The sequence below is a fragment of the Nocardiopsis sp. LDBS1602 genome (genome assembly GCF_035818715.1).
In the GTDB taxonomy this organism is placed as follows: domain Bacteria; phylum Actinomycetota; class Actinomycetes; order Streptosporangiales; family Streptosporangiaceae; genus Nocardiopsis; species Nocardiopsis alba.
In genome coordinates this window covers 1,080,981-1,096,985 of the sequence record NZ_JAYLVW010000001.1, presented here as the reverse complement: position 1 = coordinate 1,096,985, position 16,005 = coordinate 1,080,981, and the positions used below count along the sequence as shown (strand labels likewise).

Below are 16,005 nucleotides of genomic sequence, written 5' to 3'. Positions count from 1 at the left end.
GGAGACCCCCAGGCTCATGGCTTACCAGGAGATCCACACCGCCGCGTTCGTTCCCGCTGACGGGCTCGACACCCTGTCCACCGAGCTGAACACCCTCACCTTCCCCGAGCATTGGCGTCAAGCCGTATTGGACTTTTACGCACAGACACGTTCCGAAAAGGGACGCAGTGAGGTCCTCGAACACCAGAGCGTGCCCATCAAGCGCCTCAACCATCTGCTGCGCGCCGTCGCCCCAGGCCTGGTCTCCATCGGGCGGTGGGCGCCGACCAACACCGATCAGCCGTGGTTGTACTCGGAAAAGGAATTCTCCCCCCAGGCTCTGATGAATTACGTCAGCGCTTGGCTGAAGGACATGGCCCCCAAGGAGAAGGGGACGCAACAGACCGTTGCGGCGTCGTTCCGCCCCATGCTCACCACCCTGCGGACGATGGACCCAGCCACGCTGACCTGGGACCGAACGCCCGTTGAACTGCTCCGCGGCACGGTGTCGGAGGGTGGAACTCTGCTCCCCGACTCGTCCTTGTACCGGCTCCTGCCCGAGTACGCTGCATCTCGGGTCGTCGCCTTGGGGCCTTACCGGTTCGCCGGGGAGGAGGTGCACTGGCATCGTGCCGCGGGCTACCAAGAAGCCGAACTCATCTCCGATGTCCTCAGCTACACACCCAAAAGCCGCAACCACACGGGCAACCCCTGGTACTACTCCGGCTACATGCGCTTCTACCTGCGCACCGAACCCTTCTCTACGGTGCCCCGCCTGCACGTGGAGACCGGGATCCGACGCTGGACCAGTGGCAAAGCCAACCTCCAAGGCACCACGGGTGCCAGCGCCTACTTGAGGGCCGACGCCACGCTGCTGCCCCAGGCGCCCACCCCCGACCGGCTCGCCGTCGCCTACCTTCAGTGGGACCCGCGCACCAAACGCCCGGAGTGGCGCACTGGCGGACCGATGAACATGCTGGAGAACCTCGCGATCACCGACGAGTTCCCGGACCCTGAGAGTCTGGTCAAGGACGGGACGCAGTGGCTGACGGTGGGGGAGGGGCCACAGTTCGCTTTGACCTACCACACGACCATGGGCAGGCACTCGGTCGGATCCGGCATCATGCCCGAAGAACGCCGTCGCCTCATGGAATGGGTGGCCGCTGCTCTAGAGCCGGAGTTCGTGCCCATACCTGCTCTGGTCAGGGCGGAGCCGCCAAAGGGGACGGTCGTCATCGATCGAGCCCTGGAGAAGACCAAGAAGGTGACCGGCGATGAGGCGAAGAAGATGGCGCTGGCGGAGGAGAACCGCCGGATCGAGAGCCGCAACGCCCGGCGGCGCAGGGCCCATCTGGCCGAGGTTCTCAAGGGCGCGGACCTGTCGGCCATGGTTTTGTACCAGAATTCCGGGATCCGCAATCAGATGATCCAGGCCGCAGAGGAGTCGCTGGATCTCGCCGGCCACCGGGACGGTCAGGGGCCCGACACCTGGGTCTGGCGGGCGCCCGACCTAACGGTCCGAATCACCGCTCGCCTGGCCGGCGAGATTACAGGACCCCTGGGTGAGGCCACCGCACCGAAGCGAGGGGGCGAGCTTAAGGAGGAAGCCGCCAAACGTCGTGACCTGGTGAAGGAGACTGTGCAGGGGATCCTCTCCGACAGCGGTGGGGGCGTTCAAGTCGCCTACGTGGAGCTGGACGGGGTAAAGACCTTCACAGGTAAGCGGATCTTCGCCCCCACCCAAGACCCAAAGGGCGCCATCCGGGCAGGTGCTGCTCAAGCGCGGATCGTGAGCCAGTTCGCCAAGCCCTACGACCCACAAGACGCGCCAGAAGAGCGGGAAGAAAAGGCACGGCACCGTATCGAGTCGGCATGGAGCGACGGATTGCGTCAGCTCGGGGCCACGTTCGTCCCGCGTGCCGGAGAGGGCGGGGCCATCCCGGCGAACCTCACGCAAATCGCGTTCTGGATGGTACGCCGCAACGTCGCGAGTAAGAGCAGCTTCTCCCAGTTCACCCCCATCGCCCTACTCAACCGGGGAAAGGGGCAGATCATGGGGTGCAGCCCCGACACCCAGGGCTGGGTGTCTTACCGAGACCTGCTGTGTGACCTGACCGGACAGGTCGAGTCGCCACGTAATGAGCAGGATCAGGCCGCCGCCGTCGCCTCCTTTGTCCGGACGACACTCCAACCGTACAAGTTCACGGACACGCTGGTCCTTCTGCACGCGCAGAACTCCCGGAACCGGTGGCCGTGGTTGGGTAACGCCGGGCTTCTCCAGGATCGGGTCAAGCTGGGGCACGGGCCGGACCAGCGTCTGGCTGTGCTCGGAAAGCGGATGCGCGTGATCCGGGTCGCTTCTTCTGATCGGGCTGAGGTACCGCAGTGGTGGGCACCCGTTGAAGGCAAGGACGCGGGCTTCACCGAAGGACTGTGGCGAGCCGGGGACGATGCCAGCGGCCGGGTTTTCTACAGCACGGGCCGAAAGCCCAGCACCGCTCAGACGCACAAGGGAGTCGCCAAGCTGACATCTCGCACCGTCGAAACGGGCAAGTTCGCTGAGGACGGGACTCCGAAGACACGCGATCTGCTCGTTCCTTCGGCCGAGGCTCGTACTCCGCAGTTGGTGCAGTTCACCCTTACTGGGCTTCTTCCCGGCGATGATCCAGCGGCGTGGGCACGCTTCCTGCATGAGCAGCGGGACGGTGATGACTACCGGGAGCACCTGAAACTTCCCGTCCTCCTCCACTTGGCGAGCAAGGCCAACGAGTACGCCATCCCGTACGAGGACGCGGGGGACGATGCAGCCGTCGACCTCAGTGACGATGAGGAGTCACAGCAGATGGCTCTCTTCTGACGGGTGACGTGGGGGTTCCCTCTTACTGGGAGGCGAGAGGAAACCCCCACGAGGCTGCCGGGTGGTGGCGAGCTCAGAGGGGCGGGGTGCGTCCTACGGCAAGGTCTTCGCCGTGGGGATGCCGGTGCACCCCAAGCCTAAATGGATCCTCAAAGTGCCATGTTTCCACAGGCCAAAGCTCTGGACTCTGGGATGGGTGACGATCGCCTACACGACACCCGGCATGGCGAATCCGCCCTTGTCCGCCTTCGACCGGTAACAATGAGACCCCCACCCCCCGAAGGCCTTATCCCTTCGTCGGTGAGGAGAACATGGGAGAGCCGCTCATCGGGGGGCCCGTCCACAGGCAGCGGTTGCGGCACCTGGTGGTGGAGACGAGCGAACGTCTCTCCGCCCACGCCTCCACGATCATCCTCGCCGTCATCGCCGCGGTGCTGTCCTGGACCATCGCCGGTGGTCTGATCAACGACCACTACCCCTTCTTCGCGCCGATCGCCGCGGTCATCGCGCTCAACGCCTCGGGAGGGGAGCGCGGGGCCAGGGCCCTCCAACTCCTGGCCGGGGTGTTCATCGGCATCCTCTGCGGTGAGGCGGCCGTCTTCTTCACGGCCTTCGACACGATGGCCATGGCGGTGGCGATGAGCCTGGCGATGATGGTCGCCGTGGCCGTCGGCGCCGAACGGATCGTGATCGGTCAGGCCGCCTCCAGCGCCATCCTCACCACGATCTTCGTCACCGGGAGCAACCCCGGTCCGGGGCGACTCGTCGACGCGCTCATCGGAGCCGGGGTGGCCCTGCTCTTCAGCCAACTCCTCTTTCCGGCCCGCCTGGTCGCCCTCCTCAGACGGATCGAGGAGGACGCCCTGAACGAGATGGCGCGCATGCTCGACGCCGTGGGCCACTCCCTGGAGCAGGACGGCGACGACGCCAACGAACAGATGGTCAATCGTCTGGGCGATCTGAGCCGACCCATGGCCGAACTCAGCCGGGCACGGGAGAGCAGCATGTCCACGGTCCGTCTGTCCACCCTCAGATGGGGGGACACCGAGCCGGTCATGGACGAGGACGAGATCATCGAACGCCTCATCCTGTTGGGGGAGAGCTGTCTGTTCCTGGCCCGGACCACCACCTCCATGGGGGACGAGGAACGCCGGGAACTCGCGCCCATCGTGTGCGACATGGCCGCCGTGCTCGCCATCCTCGCCGACGACCTCAGCAGCAGACAGGCGCGTGAACAGGCGGTCGAACAGGCCCTGACCGCGGCGCGCGGCTACGGCGCGGCCTCCCCCGACGACGACCCCGTCACCCAGGCCACCCATCTGGCGGTGGAGATGGTCGCCAGCGACATCATGGTGTTCGCTGGCATCCGTTTCGAGGACGTCGAGGACGTGCTCCAAGGGGAGATGGAGGACCCCACGATCCCCAGCCCCCAGGGGGAGCCGTGGCTGCCATGGCTGAGCTGGCGGCCCCATTGGCGGCTGAGGTGGGGACGTCCCGGGCGTTCCTTCAAACGCCGTTGAGGGGGCGGGGCGCCATCGGGTACGGGCCCCGCCCGACTCAGCCCTCGGCGGACGGCTCGAAGCGCACCACCACCGACTTGGAGGTGGGGGTGTTGCTCACCTCGGCGGTGGAGTCCAACGGCACCAGCACGTTGGTCTCCGGATAGTAGGCGGCGGCGCTGCCCCGCGCCGTCGGGTAGTGCACCACCCGGAACCTCGGGGCGCGCCGTTCGCGGCCGTCCGACCACTCGCCGACCAGGTCGGTGTAGGCGCCGTCGACCAGCCCCAGTTCGGCGGCGTCCTCGGGGTTGACGAGCACGACCCGGCGGCCGTCCTTGATCCCCCGATAGCGGTCGTCCAGCCCGTAGATCGTGGTGTTGTACTGGTCGTGCGAGCGCAGGGTCTGCAACAGCAGCCTCCCCTCGGGCACCCGGGGCGCGTAGGTGCCGTTGACCGTGAAGTTGGCCAGCCCCGTCGCGGTCGGGAACCGCCGGTCGTCCCGGGGCGCGTGCGGCAGGGTGAACCCTCCGGGGCGGCGCGCCTTGGCGTTGAAGTCCTCGAAGCCCGGGATCACCGCGGCCACGTGGTCGCGCACACGGTCGTAGTCGGCCATCCCGTCCCAGTCGATGGGGGAGTTCCCGAACAGGCGACGTCCCAGACCCCGGACGATGTCGACCTCGGACCACATGTGCTCCGACAGCGGAGGCAGGACCCCGTGCGAGGCGTGCACCTCGCCCATCGAGTCCTCCACCGTCACCCACCGAGGGCGGCCCTCGTGCAGATCGCGGTCGCTGCGGGCCAGCGCGGGCAGGATGAGCGCCCTGGTCCCCGTGATCACGTGCGAACGGTTCAACTTGGTGGAGACGTGCACCGTCAACCCGACCCGACGCATCGCCTCCTCGGTCACCTCGGTGTCGGGCGAGGCGGAGACGAAGTTGCCGCCCATCGCGAAGAACACGCCGACCTCGCCCCGGGACATCGCCCGGATCGCCTCGACCGTGTCGTAGCCGTGTTCACGTGGCGGTTCGAAACCGAACTCCGCGCCCAAGGCGTCCAGGAAGGCCTCGGAGGGGCGTTCGAAGATGCCCATCGTCCGATCGCCCTGCACGTTCGAGTGGCCGCGCACCGGGCACACGCCCGCGCCCGGACGGCCCACGTTGCCGCGCAGCAGCAGGAAGTTGACCACCTCGCGGATGGTCGGCACCGAATGCCGATGCTGGGTCAGCCCCATCGCCCAGCACACCACGATCCGCTCGGAGGAGGTCACCATCGCGACCAGCTCCTCCATCTGTGCCCGCGACAGGCCGGTGTCGCGCTCGGTGCGCTCCCAGAACTCCGTCTCGGGCTCGCTCAGCAGGGCCTGGGAGAACTCCTCGAAGCCGTGGGTGAAGGTCTCCACGAACTCCCGGTCCAGCACGTCCTCGCCGCGCCGGTCGGCCTCCAACAGCAGCCGGTCGACCGCGCTGAACAGGGCCAGGTCCCCGCCGACCTTGATCTGGAGGAACAGATCGGTCAGTTCGGTGCCGCGCCCGACCAGGCCTCGGGCGTGCTGCGGGTTGCGGAACGTGATCATGCCCGCCTCGGGGAGCGGGTTGACGGTGACGATCCGCGCCCCCGCCCGCTTGGCCTTCTCCAGGGCGCTGAGCATACGGGGATGGTTGGTGCCCGGGTTCTGGCCGGCGACGATGAGCAGGTCGGCCTGGTGCACGTCCTCCAGGGACACGCTGCCCTTGCCCACGCCCAGCGTCTCGGTCAGGGCCGAACCGGACGACTCGTGGCACATGTTCGAGCAGTCCGGCAGGTTGTTGGTGCCCAGCCGGCGGGCGAGCAACTGGTAGGCGAAGGCCGCCTCGTTGCCGGTCCGGCCCGAGGTGTAGAACACCGCGCCGTCGGGGGAGTCGAGGGAGCGCAGCTCCTCGGCGATCATGTCCAGGGCGGCGTCCCAGGTGATGGGCTCGTAGTGGGTGCCGCCCTCGGGCAGGTACATCGGTTCGGTGAGCCGCCCCCGCCGGCCCAGCCAGTAGCCGGAGCGTTCGGCCAGGGTCGCGACCGGGTGGCGGGCGAAGAAGTCCGCGTCCACGGTGTGCCGGGTGGCCTCCTCGGCCACCGCCTTGGCGCCGTTCTCGCAGAACTCGGCCTTGTGCCGCTTGTCGGGATCGGGCCAGGCGCAGCCGGGACAGTCGAAACCGCGCTTCTGGTTGACGGCGAGCATGGCGGGGAGACCTCGTCGGATCCCCGCCTGGTCGCCGACATGGCGCACGCTGTTGAGTACGGCGGGGACCCCCACGGCGCTCCGGGCGGGCGGTCCCACCTCCGGGTCGTCCTGAACGGGGTCGGGCGTCTCCGAGTCCTGGTGTGTCACGACCACCATTGTTCCACCGGTGGTGACGGTGTCCAGGCCCCGCCTTCCGGATCAGTCCAGGGTGCCCGCGAAGGTCACGGCCGGGTAGATCGGCATGAAGTCCTGGTCCTGGAACTCGATCGTGTACTGGATCCGGGTGTCGCCCTCCTCCACCCAGCAGTCCTCGTCCCAGTAGCCGGACTGGCCCGGCTCCAGGCTCTCGGGCGGATGCGCGCTGTCGCCCAGGGCGGGGGAGCCCGATTCGCGCAGGGGGTCGCCCACCGCGCAGGACCGGGTGACCACGCCGGTCTGGACGGTCTCGTCGCTCTCGTTGTCGAGTTCCACCCGCCACGACACGTACGGCAGGTCGCCCTCCCGGCCGGTGGTGGGGTCGACCCCGCCCTCCTCCACGCCGCGCTCGAAGCGGGTCAGCCGGACGGAGAAGCCGTCTCCGAGGTCGTGGGTCTCGTCCAGGTCGACGGTCACCGTCTCGAACCCGGTCTCGGGCCGGTCCTCGACGTCGTCGGGATGGTTCCCCTGGGGCGCCTGACCCGCCGCCGGTTCGGGAGGGCCGGAGACGGTGCCATGTGTGAGCCATCCGGCCCCGAAACCGACGATCAGGGCCAGTGCGATACCGACGGCGGTCACGAGCCGACCGTTCCTGGTCATGTGAGCGTCCCTCCCGAGCCGGGCGACCGCCCGGTGTCCTCGGTGACCGTACCGTACGGAAGGGTGACCGTGGTCCACGTCGGACGCACCCGGACTACACGTTCGGGCGTACTCGCCCGGGACCCGGGGCCGACGCGGACGCCCCCTCCTCTTCGCAGGATGGGGGCATGAGTACGACGCATCGCCTCGCTCCGGGGCTCTCCCCACCGGTCCTGATCCTGCTGGCGGCGCTCGCCGCGCCGCGGGTGATCCTGCACGACCTCGGCCTGATCGGCGAGGGCACGTTCGTCAACGCCCTGTTCGTGTTCGTCCCGCCCCTGGTGTGGATCGCCGTGGTCCTAGGGCGCCGGGCGCCGAACCCGTTCGTCACACTCCTGGTGGTGGGGGTGCTGTACGGACTGATGCTCGTGATCGGCCACCAGATCCTGTGGAACGTCGCCTGGGAGGGGGAGCCGCCCCGACTCGGCGGCTCCCTGAGCGCTCTGCCGCCCCTGGCCCACGAGGTGATCACCCGCGGCGCCGCGGTCGTGAGCGGCCTGGTCACCGGCACGGTCGTCGGGGCCCTCGCCGGTCTCGTCGCCCTGGCGGGGAGCAGGATCCTTCCCGAACGGGCGGGGACCCCGTGACCCGTACACGGTGGGTCAGTCGACCGCGGTCTCCGCGCCGCCGGTGATCCGGACCAGCTCGGCGTAGGTCAGCGGGAAGATCGTGTTCGGGGTCCCGCCCGCCGCCCACAGGGTGGGGTGGTCGGCCAGGGCGACGTCGACCACGGTCTCCACCGGCGCGGGGTGGCCGATGGGGGCGACCCCTCCGATGGCCTGGCCGGTCGCGGCCCGGACCTCCTCGGGGGTGGCCCGGCGGATCTCGTCACGCCCCAGCCGTTCGGCGAGCCGGCCCACGTGCACGCGATGTCCACCGCTGGTCATCACCAGCAGCGGTCGCCCGTCGGCCATGAACACCAGACTGTTGGCGATCGCGCCCACCTCGCAGTCCAGGGCCGCCGCGGCCTCGGCGGCGGTGCGGGTGGAGGCCGGCAGCGCGCGTACCCGGCCGGTGGCCCCGAGCCCCTCCAGGGCCCGGGCCACCGGCACGCTGCGTTCGGGCAGGTTCTCGACCTCGGTCATCCTCGGTCCCCTCGTCGTCGGTGTGGGGCGCAGACTACCGTGGCCGAGAACACGCGTGGGCCCCGATCAGCAGACGCTGTCGCTCGGCTTGGGCACGCCCAGGCCGAAGAGGGAACGCGCGCGCAGACCCACCCAGGTCCCGGCCAGGGCGAAGACCGCCCACAGCCAGCCGTGGACGCTGCCCGAGCCGATCCCCGCCAGGTAGGCGCCGATGTTGCAGCCGCCGGCCAGTCGGGCGCCGATCCCCATCAGGATGCCGCCGATCAGACCGGCGGCGACCAGCTTCCAGCTCAGACCGGTGTGCAGCTTCCAGGTGCCGGCCGCGCCCGCAGCCACGGCCGCGCCCAGGATGATGCCGATGTCGGTGAGGCTGTTCTTGTCCTGGAGGATCGGGGCGGCGAGCTGCTCGGCCTGGCCGGGACGGTCCCAGAAGGCCCAGGTCTCGGGGTGGAACCCGAGCAGCTGGAGCGCCTTGGCGCCCCACAGGTTGAAGGCCGAGGTGATGCCCCAGGCGCCTCCGGAGACCACGAGGACGGCGGCGCCCAGGACGGCGAGCATGAGCGCGCCCGCGACCAGTGGCCAGCTTCCGCGCAGGATCCGGGCGAGGCCGGCGGCCGAGGGCGGGGCGCCGACCGGCGGCGGGACGCGGCGGTTCTGGACGGCGCGGGTGACCACGACCATCGCGATCAGCGCCGCGATCGTGATCGCCCAGGAACCGCCCCAGCCGACGTGGTCGGAGAGCAGGATCGGTGGGATCTGGGGCAGGTCGGCGACCAGGGGCCAGGCGGCCGAGTAGATCACCGAACCGACGATGAAGCCGAACAGCGTGATCAGGATGGCGGACTGTCCGGAGCCGACCGCGAAGAGCGTGCCCGAGGCGCAGGCGCCGCCGAGCTGCATGCCGATGCCGAACAGGAACGCCCCCGCGAACAGGGCGATGCCGATCGGACCGGCCGAGGGCGCGGGCTCGTTGCCGAACAACCCGGTTCCGGTCCCGATGACCAGGGCGAACAGTGTGGCCGTGGTGCCGAGCAGGACCGCGTGGGCGCGGAGGCCGGTCCCGTTGCCCACGGCGAGGAACTGGCGCCAGGCCGAGGTGAACCCGAAACGCGAGTGGAAGAGGGTGAAGCCCAGGCCGACGCCGAGGAGCAGCAGGACGGCGGGCAGGGCGCCGTGTTCGGACCACACGAAGGCGGCCAGACCGAGGGCGCCGATCAGCGCGACGCCCAACGGCCACCAGCGGACCGGTTCGGCCTCGGGTGCCCGGGGCGGTGGAACGGAGAGGGTGGGACGCCAGTTCAGGGAGAGCGCGGGTGAGGCCGCGACCGGTCGATCGACGGAGCCGGCTTCTCCGACCGGATCAGTGGGTGTCGTGGTCATGGGAGAGGAGGTCCAGACGTGATGGGGCGGTGCGACCCCGCACCGAGGGCCGGGACGGCCGGGACGGGTCCATCGCCCGGTACACCGACGAGGGCGGTTCCGGTGCGAACGGAGGGGCGACGGGGTCGCGTGGGAAGGGGAGGCACACCGGTGCCGCGGGGGAGCGCGGAGACGGGACGAGTCGGGTCAGCGCACGCCGGAACGGCACCGGCGGCGACAGAGGCCGTCATCGGTGCTGGTCAGTGACATGGAGATCAGCGCCATGCACAGGAACCATGCGGGACCGGACATGGGGGAGATTCTAGGACATGAGGTCGTGCCAGGTCACACCGCCCACCACCCGAGCCGCTCACCCCGTGGGCGAGGCCTTCGAACGTCGTGGTCGGGTGCGCTCCGGTATTCCCAGGACGAATCGCGTCCACCGGGCCCGCCGGGCCAGTTCGTAACCGATCAGGCTCGCCACCAGGGAACCCGTCATGATCGCGAGAAAGGGCCACCCGCCGTGGTCGGCACGGGCGATCACGTGGTGGGCGATGATCACCAGGAAGGTCTGATGCAGCACGTACACGGGGAAGGCGGCGGGGGAGAAGTAGGAGTCGAAGGCGGTGCCCCGGTCCATGTACCGCCGTCCGTAGCCGAGAACCGCCAGTACCGCCGCCCAGCACAGCGCCGTACGCCATGAGTCGGACAGGGGGCTCTGCCCGGAGCCCACCGTGAGCGACTCGGTCAGCAGCCCGATCACCCCGACCAGGCCCAGGAACAGATGCGGTAGCCGCCGACGCACCACCGCCTCCATCGTCGCCGGGTCCCGCACCAACAGATGTCCGAGGACGAAGAACGCCGCGAACACGACGAGGTTCTTGCCCAGCACACCGGGGATCAGGGCGAGGACGGCCAACGACGCCCCGGGCAGCGCGACCATGCCGATCGGGTGGTTCAAGGGCCCGGAGGAGGGATCGCGCCGTTCGATCAGCCCGATCAACGGTAGGAGGAGCGTGGCCAGCCCGTAGAGCAACAGGATGAACCACAGGTGCCCCAGGGCGAACCCGCCCTCGTACTCGGACCAGTCCGACAGGTCGGTGAAGTACGACCGGAGGAAGGCCACCGGACCGCCGGGGTCGCCCCCGTGGTGGAGGGTCGCGTAGTAGGCCTGCGGGGGCACGATCAACGCGATACCGAACAGGAACGGGTACAGCAGCCTCCGACGCCGTTCGCGGACGTAGGCCTCTGGCGTGCGCACGCCCAGCGAGTACCGGCCGGCCATCCCCGCCAGGACGAACAGCAGGGGGAGCAGCCAGGAGAGCACCGGTATGAGCGTGGTGAGCAGGGGGTCGGGCCGCCCCTGGACATAGAAGGACTCCGAGGCGTCGAAGACGCGCGCGGTGTGGAAGGGGAAGAGGGCCAGGATGCCCAGGTTCCTCAGTCGGTCGATGTACTCCAGGCGCATGGGGGATGCCTTCGTGGGGGATCGTCATCGGCCTCCTGCCCCGCGGGACGTCGCGGTACACCGGGCCGGTGGTCAGCCGTGGGGACGCAGGGTGATCCTGCCGTTCTCGGTCCGGGCGTTGACGGTGGCGTCGGCGGAGTCGTCCACGGAGACCTCGGCGAGGATCTCCCCGTTCCCCGGGGTCTCGAACACCGCGTAGGGACCCTCGGGCAGGACGATCGTCGCCGTGCCGGAGTTGGTGCTGACCTCCACCTCCTCGGGCCTTTCGACGAGGGAGGCGTCGATGGCCCCGGTGTCGGTCGCGGCGCGGACGACACCGGAGCGGATCCGGTCGAGGCGCATCGCGCCCCCGTTCGAGGTCAGGTCGATCGGTCCGGAGACGTCGGAGACCGCGATGGCGCCGGTGTCGGTGTTGACCTGCAACGCCGAGTCCAGACCGGTGGCGGACACGGGGCCGCCGTCGGTGCGGATCGTCGTCGTGGTCCGGGCGGGCAGGGCGACCTCGTAGCGGACCCGGCACTCCGAGAGCAGGGAACAGTCGGCCCCCAGGGTGAGGGTGTCGCCCTCCAGCCCCCACTCGCCGCCGGCCTGGCCCGAGTCCTCACGGGTCACCCGGAGCCCCTCGCGCTCGGAGGGGACCAGGTCGATCGTCGCGAAGTCCCCTTCGATGACCAACGGTTCGGGCACGAGGTCGTAGACGCGCTCCTCCGGAGGGCCGAGTTCGGGGGAGGACGAACACCCCGCGGTCAGGGTCAGGCACAGGGCGGCGGTCGCGACGCGTACGGACCACGGACTCACGAGACCTCCTCCGCCACGCGTGGGACGATCCCGGGGTGGCCGCCCATGAGGGACCGGTACCCGCTTCCACGGGTAGGGCATGCCCATGACCGGGAAAACGTCCGGTCGGTTTCGCCCGCGCCCGGCCCTCGGGAGATGGCGGTGCGGGCCTCGACGAGCATGCGCGTCTTCCGCGGCGCCTCGTGAACGTCGACGCGATCTAGAGATAGGGGCGGAGCGCGTCGGCCTCGGTTCGGAGCCGGCGCGCCGCGTCGTGTCGGCCGTGGGCCTCGTAGCGGTCGGCCTCGATGGTCCGCTCCTCGATCTGCTCGTTCAGCAGGGCCCGGACCCGGTCGGCGGACAGGACGCGACGCGGGGCCTCGGTGGAGCCGACCCCGGACCGGGACCCGGCGATGTGCTCGTTCGTGGTGGCGTTCGGGGTCTCCGGCGCGGGCGCGGCCTCGGCGTTGTCCAGGGCGGCCAGGGCGGTGCGCAGCGCGGAGACGGTCTCGCGGCGACGTTCCCGCATCGCCGTGACCAGGTCGGAGCGCATCCTGGCGCGCGGGGTGTCGGCGTCGGTGGCGGGAGGGGTGCGAGGTCGGTCGTTCATCCGGGGCCTCCGGTTCTCACGTCATGGTCGGCGACCATGAAGGGTCGTATCGCTCCCTATAGTTATCTATCTTGGTCATCATGTCCACTTGTAAATCCCTATAGGGAATGATCAAGGGTGCGGTGGGGTGTCGAGCCCTCGCCCGCGCCGGGGCGTCGAAGCCTCCGGTAGCGCAGCGGCGCCTCGCCATGGGCGCGTCGGAACGCGTGGGAGAAGGCGAAGGGGGATCCGTACCCCACCCGGGAGGCGATCTCCTCCACCGACAGATCGGTGTCGCGCAGCAACCCCCGGGCGGTGTTCATCCGCCACCAGGTCACGTAGCGCATCGGGGACAGGCCGGTCAGGGTGGAGAAACGGCGGGCGAAGGTCGCGCGCGACATCCGTGCCTCCTTCGCGAGGGAGACCACCGTCCACGGGGCGGCCGGGTCCCGGTGCAGCGCGGCCAGGGCGGAGGCCACGCCCGGGTCGGCCAGGGCCCGAGCCCACCCTCCGGCGCCGTGGCCCGGGCGCGGATCCAGGCAGGCGCGCAGGACGTACAGCAGCAACGTGTCCAGGAGGAGGGGGAGGAGGGCGTCCGACCCCGGCCGGTCGGCGACGGTCTCCTCGTCCAGATCCTTCAGGACGCGCGCGATCGCCGGGCCGCCGTCCCGGACGTGGATCTGTGCGGGGAGGGCGGTGAGCAGCGGATGCGAGCGTTCACGGTCCAGCCGGTACCCGCCGGCGACGAACACCGTGGGCGGGTGGGGGCCGGGTTCGCCGTAGACGTACCGGCGGAAGCCGCCCTCGCCCGGCCTGGCCTCCTCCAGGGTCGACTCCGGCTCGAGCGGGCCGTCGCTCAACCCGTAGCCATCGCCGTGCGGGGAGAAGACGATGTCGCCGGGCCCCAAGGAGAGGGGATCCCCTTCGTCCGGGAACAGACGACAGGTGCCGCTCAGGACGGCCATGAAGCCCGCCACGCCGGGATCTCCGGGGAGATACCACCCCCAGGGGCCGTGCGCCTCGATCCGGGCCGAGCCCGGGGTCCCCGCGCGCATGGAGGTGGCCACGTCGCTCAACAGATCCATGGCGAAATCCTAGGTGAGCGTATCGCGAAGGAAAATCGGACTCTGGATCATGGATCGTCTCAGAAGAGCTACCTAGTGTCGGACCCATGAACAGAGAAGAAGAGGACCGGAAGATCGACGCCGAGGAACTCTCACGGACGCCTCTGCCCGAGGATCCCTCCTGGCGCGACCTCGTGGTCCTACCGGACACCCCGCTCATCGGTCCCGCCCACGTCACCGTCGAAGGGGACCCCGCGGGAGTCCCCGACCCCGAGCGGATTCTCGTCGAAGGGGGAGAGCCCCTGGTCCTGCGTACCGTGGAGCGCCACGGCACCTCGGTGATCGTCGACCTGGGGCTGCTCGCCATGGGACGCCTGGAAGTGGTGGTCGAACGGATCGCCGGAGCCCCGCTGAGGGTGGCCCACGCCCAGTTCCGCGATCGACTCTCCCCCGAAGGCGACGGGATCGCCGCCTTCTTCGGAACCGACGCGGCCCCCTGGTCGCGGGTGGACCTCTTCGCTCCCAGGGAAGGGCGCGCCACCCTCGTCGCCGACGGCAAGCGCGAGTCGCGCTATCTGCTCCTGACCCTGGACGGTCCGGGCGAGGCCGTGATCGACCACGTCCGGATACGCTCCACGGTCTACCCGGTCGCCCGCGACGGGCACTTCCTCTCCGACGACGCGCTGGTGAACCTGGCCTGGCACGGTGGCGCCCACACCGGCGACCTGGCCTCGGTCAGTGAGGACAGCGATCTGCCCGGAGCGCCCGAGGGGCCGAGCCCCTGGATGCTCACCACCCCCTTCGACCGGGTCATCTTCATGGGCGATCTGCACATGCAGGCGTTGGCCGGCTACCGGCAGAGCAACGACTACGGGTGGCTGGTGCGCGAGTCGCTACGCCGTTTCGGCTGGATCCAGAACCCCGACGGTTCCCTTCCCGCGGCCGCCTCCCACCTGGTCCACGGCGACCCCGAACACCCCGATGATCCGGGCCCGGCCGACGGGTGGCGGGTCCCGGAGAACGGACCCGACCCCGACCTGGCCCTGGGACGTGTGGGACCGGACGTCTCCCTGTTCCACGACGTGAGCATTCACGGCTTCACCGTCTTCTGGATCGCCTCCCTCGCCGACCACCACCTCCACACCGGCGACACCGGATTCGCGCGAGCGATGCTCCCCGTGGCCCGTCGGGCGATCGCCTTCCTGGAGAGTCGGACCGACGCCGACGGCCTGTTCCGTGAGGAGGAGGACCGGCGCACCGACCCGGAGGCGCCCTTGGCGATGGTCGCGAACTGGTCGCCCCTGGACCTGGCGTCCGGGGTCGACGCGCTCACGAACGCGGTCCTGTACGACGCGCTCCGAGGGCTGGCCGCCCTGGAACGCGACGTCGCCGACGACGTCGACGCCGCCCACCGTCTGGAGGAGCGGGCCGAACGTCTGAGGCGGTCCCTGGTGGACCGGCTCTGGGACGAGGAGGCCGGGGCCGTGATCCTCAACTCCGACGATCCGTCACGGGACCGCACCGGTGACGCCAACGCCGGAGCCCTCGTCTTCGGGATCCTGGACCCCGAACGGGCCCGGCGCGTGATGCGCCACCTGGGGACCACGCTGGCCACGCCGTACGGAACCCGCTCCAGCGAGTTCGAGGACAACCCCTATCGGGCGTCGGACATCCAGGGCTACATCCAGGCCCTGGACGCGTTGGGACGTGTCCGTAACGGGGACGTCCAGGGCGCCCTGGACCTGATCCGGCGCTGGTGGGGCCACATGGTCGAGACCGGCCCGGGGACCGGCTGGTTCTCCTGGGAGAACGACGGCACGCGCGAGCCCGGGGCCTTCGCGAGCACCCCGTGGACGACCCCCGTGCCCGCGCTGAGCGAGGGCGTGCTGGGGGTGCGCCCCACCGCTCCGGGCTACCGGCGATGGAGGGTGGCCCCGGGCCTCGCCGACCTGGGGTGGGCTCAGGGACGGGTGCCGACGCCGGACGGGGGGCTGGCGGTCCGCTGGGTACGAGACCGGGAGGCCGGGACCTTCGTCCTCACCGTGGAGTCCTCGGGCGGAGTGGGCGAAGTGCTGGTGCCCCTGGCCGGGGAACGACGACGTGTCGCGGTGGACGGGGTGCTCCGTTGGGACGGTGACCGTCCGGTGAACACGTCGGCCGAGCGGGGGAGCGAACCCCGCCTGGAGGGGGACGGTCTCCTCTTCCCCGGGGTCGAGGGCCCGCACACCTTCGCCTGGGGACCCTGACCCTCCGGCGCCCCGGGCGGCGACGTTCGCCCG

General features: G+C 70.0%; 12 protein-coding genes. 4 read left to right on the top strand and 8 right to left on the bottom strand.

Annotated features, from left to right (window positions below; translation table 11 throughout):
* Window positions 1–16 precede the first annotated feature (16 nt).
* Window positions 17–2,836 carry a pPIWI_RE module domain-containing protein gene (locus U9J66_RS05080; protein WP_326337186.1) on the top strand — a complete coding sequence of 940 codons (2,820 nt, stop codon included), beginning with the start codon at window positions 17–19 and terminating at the stop codon, window positions 2,834–2,836.
* 311 nt (window positions 2,837–3,147) lie between these two features.
* On the top strand, window positions 3,148–4,356 hold the full coding sequence (locus tag U9J66_RS05075) for an FUSC family protein (RefSeq protein ID WP_014911595.1): 1,209 nt from the start codon (window positions 3,148–3,150) through the stop codon (window positions 4,354–4,356).
* A 37-nt stretch (window positions 4,357–4,393) separates the two neighbouring features.
* Here the strand turns inward: U9J66_RS05075 and U9J66_RS05070 are convergent, their stop codons facing one another.
* A complete protein-coding gene (locus U9J66_RS05070; RefSeq protein WP_326337185.1) occupies window positions 4,394–6,706 on the bottom strand; it encodes an FdhF/YdeP family oxidoreductase in 2,313 nt (770 codons plus the stop codon).
* Between the two features lie 42 nt (window positions 6,707–6,748).
* Window positions 6,749–7,345: a hypothetical protein gene (locus U9J66_RS05065; protein WP_014911811.1), complete on the bottom strand. Its 597-nt coding sequence runs from the start codon at window positions 7,343–7,345 to the stop codon at window positions 6,749–6,751.
* A 167-nt stretch (window positions 7,346–7,512) separates the two neighbouring features.
* Between U9J66_RS05065 and U9J66_RS05060 the strand changes: the two genes are divergently transcribed.
* The gene (locus tag U9J66_RS05060; RefSeq protein WP_161111693.1) at window positions 7,513–7,971 is read left to right on the top strand and encodes a hypothetical protein; all 459 of its coding nucleotides are present in this window, start codon (window positions 7,513–7,515) and stop codon (window positions 7,969–7,971) included.
* A 15-nt stretch (window positions 7,972–7,986) separates the two neighbouring features.
* Here U9J66_RS05060 and U9J66_RS05055 read toward each other — a convergent pair whose 3' ends face one another.
* The 6 genes from U9J66_RS05055 to U9J66_RS05030 all read right to left on the bottom strand — a co-directional run bounded on the left by U9J66_RS05055 (window position 7,987) and on the right by U9J66_RS05030 (window position 13,747).
* Window positions 7,987–8,469, bottom strand: coding sequence for a YbaK/EbsC family protein (locus tag U9J66_RS05055; RefSeq protein ID WP_017536482.1), 483 nt, complete (start codon window positions 8,467–8,469; stop codon window positions 7,987–7,989).
* Window positions 8,470–8,535: 66 nt separating this feature from the next.
* Complete coding sequence (locus U9J66_RS05050; RefSeq protein ID WP_326337184.1) at window positions 8,536–9,849, bottom strand: YeeE/YedE family protein; 1,314 nt, start codon at window positions 9,847–9,849, stop codon at window positions 8,536–8,538.
* Window positions 9,850–10,198: 349 nt separating this feature from the next.
* Window positions 10,199–11,296, bottom strand: a complete 1,098-nt coding sequence (locus U9J66_RS05045) for an acyltransferase family protein (protein WP_326337183.1) — start codon at window positions 11,294–11,296, stop codon at window positions 10,199–10,201.
* A 72-nt stretch (window positions 11,297–11,368) separates the two neighbouring features.
* Window positions 11,369–12,094, bottom strand: a complete 726-nt coding sequence (locus U9J66_RS05040; protein WP_161111695.1) for a DUF4097 family beta strand repeat-containing protein — start codon at window positions 12,092–12,094, stop codon at window positions 11,369–11,371.
* Window positions 12,095–12,293: 199 nt separating this feature from the next.
* Window positions 12,294–12,683, bottom strand: a complete 390-nt coding sequence (locus tag U9J66_RS05035; protein ID WP_326337182.1) for a hypothetical protein — start codon at window positions 12,681–12,683, stop codon at window positions 12,294–12,296.
* A gap of 98 nt (window positions 12,684–12,781) precedes the next feature.
* Entirely contained in the window at window positions 12,782–13,747 is a 966-nt protein-coding gene (locus U9J66_RS05030; RefSeq protein WP_326337181.1) for an AraC family transcriptional regulator, read from the bottom strand.
* An 86-nt stretch (window positions 13,748–13,833) separates the two neighbouring features.
* Here U9J66_RS05030 and U9J66_RS05025 point away from each other — a divergent pair, with 86 nt between their 5' ends.
* On the top strand, window positions 13,834–15,972 hold the full coding sequence (locus U9J66_RS05025) for an MGH1-like glycoside hydrolase domain-containing protein (RefSeq protein ID WP_326337180.1): 2,139 nt from the start codon (window positions 13,834–13,836) through the stop codon (window positions 15,970–15,972).
* Window positions 15,973–16,005 lie beyond the last annotated feature (33 nt).

What these genes read in the sequence shown, in the direction of transcription:
- U9J66_RS05080 (WP_326337186.1), top strand. Translation starts at nt 17, where the DNA reads ATGGCTTACCAGGAGATCCACACCGCCGCGTTCGTTCCCGCTGACGGG.
- U9J66_RS05075 (WP_014911595.1), top strand. Translation starts at nt 3,148, where the DNA reads ATGGGAGAGCCGCTCATCGGGGGGCCCGTCCACAGGCAGCGGTTGCGG.
- U9J66_RS05070 (WP_326337185.1), bottom strand. Translation starts at nt 6,706, where the DNA reads ATGGTGGTCGTGACACACCAGGACTCGGAGACGCCCGACCCCGTTCAG.
- U9J66_RS05065 (WP_014911811.1), bottom strand. Translation starts at nt 7,345, where the DNA reads ATGACCAGGAACGGTCGGCTCGTGACCGCCGTCGGTATCGCACTGGCC.
- U9J66_RS05060 (WP_161111693.1), top strand. Translation starts at nt 7,513, where the DNA reads ATGAGTACGACGCATCGCCTCGCTCCGGGGCTCTCCCCACCGGTCCTG.
- U9J66_RS05055 (WP_017536482.1), bottom strand. Translation starts at nt 8,469, where the DNA reads ATGACCGAGGTCGAGAACCTGCCCGAACGCAGCGTGCCGGTGGCCCGG.
- U9J66_RS05050 (WP_326337184.1), bottom strand. Translation starts at nt 9,849, where the DNA reads ATGACCACGACACCCACTGATCCGGTCGGAGAAGCCGGCTCCGTCGAT.
- U9J66_RS05045 (WP_326337183.1), bottom strand. Translation starts at nt 11,296, where the DNA reads ATGCGCCTGGAGTACATCGACCGACTGAGGAACCTGGGCATCCTGGCC.
- U9J66_RS05035 (WP_326337182.1), bottom strand. Translation starts at nt 12,683, where the DNA reads ATGAACGACCGACCTCGCACCCCTCCCGCCACCGACGCCGACACCCCG.
- U9J66_RS05030 (WP_326337181.1), bottom strand. Translation starts at nt 13,747, where the DNA reads ATGGATCTGTTGAGCGACGTGGCCACCTCCATGCGCGCGGGGACCCCG.
- U9J66_RS05025 (WP_326337180.1), top strand. Translation starts at nt 13,834, where the DNA reads ATGAACAGAGAAGAAGAGGACCGGAAGATCGACGCCGAGGAACTCTCA.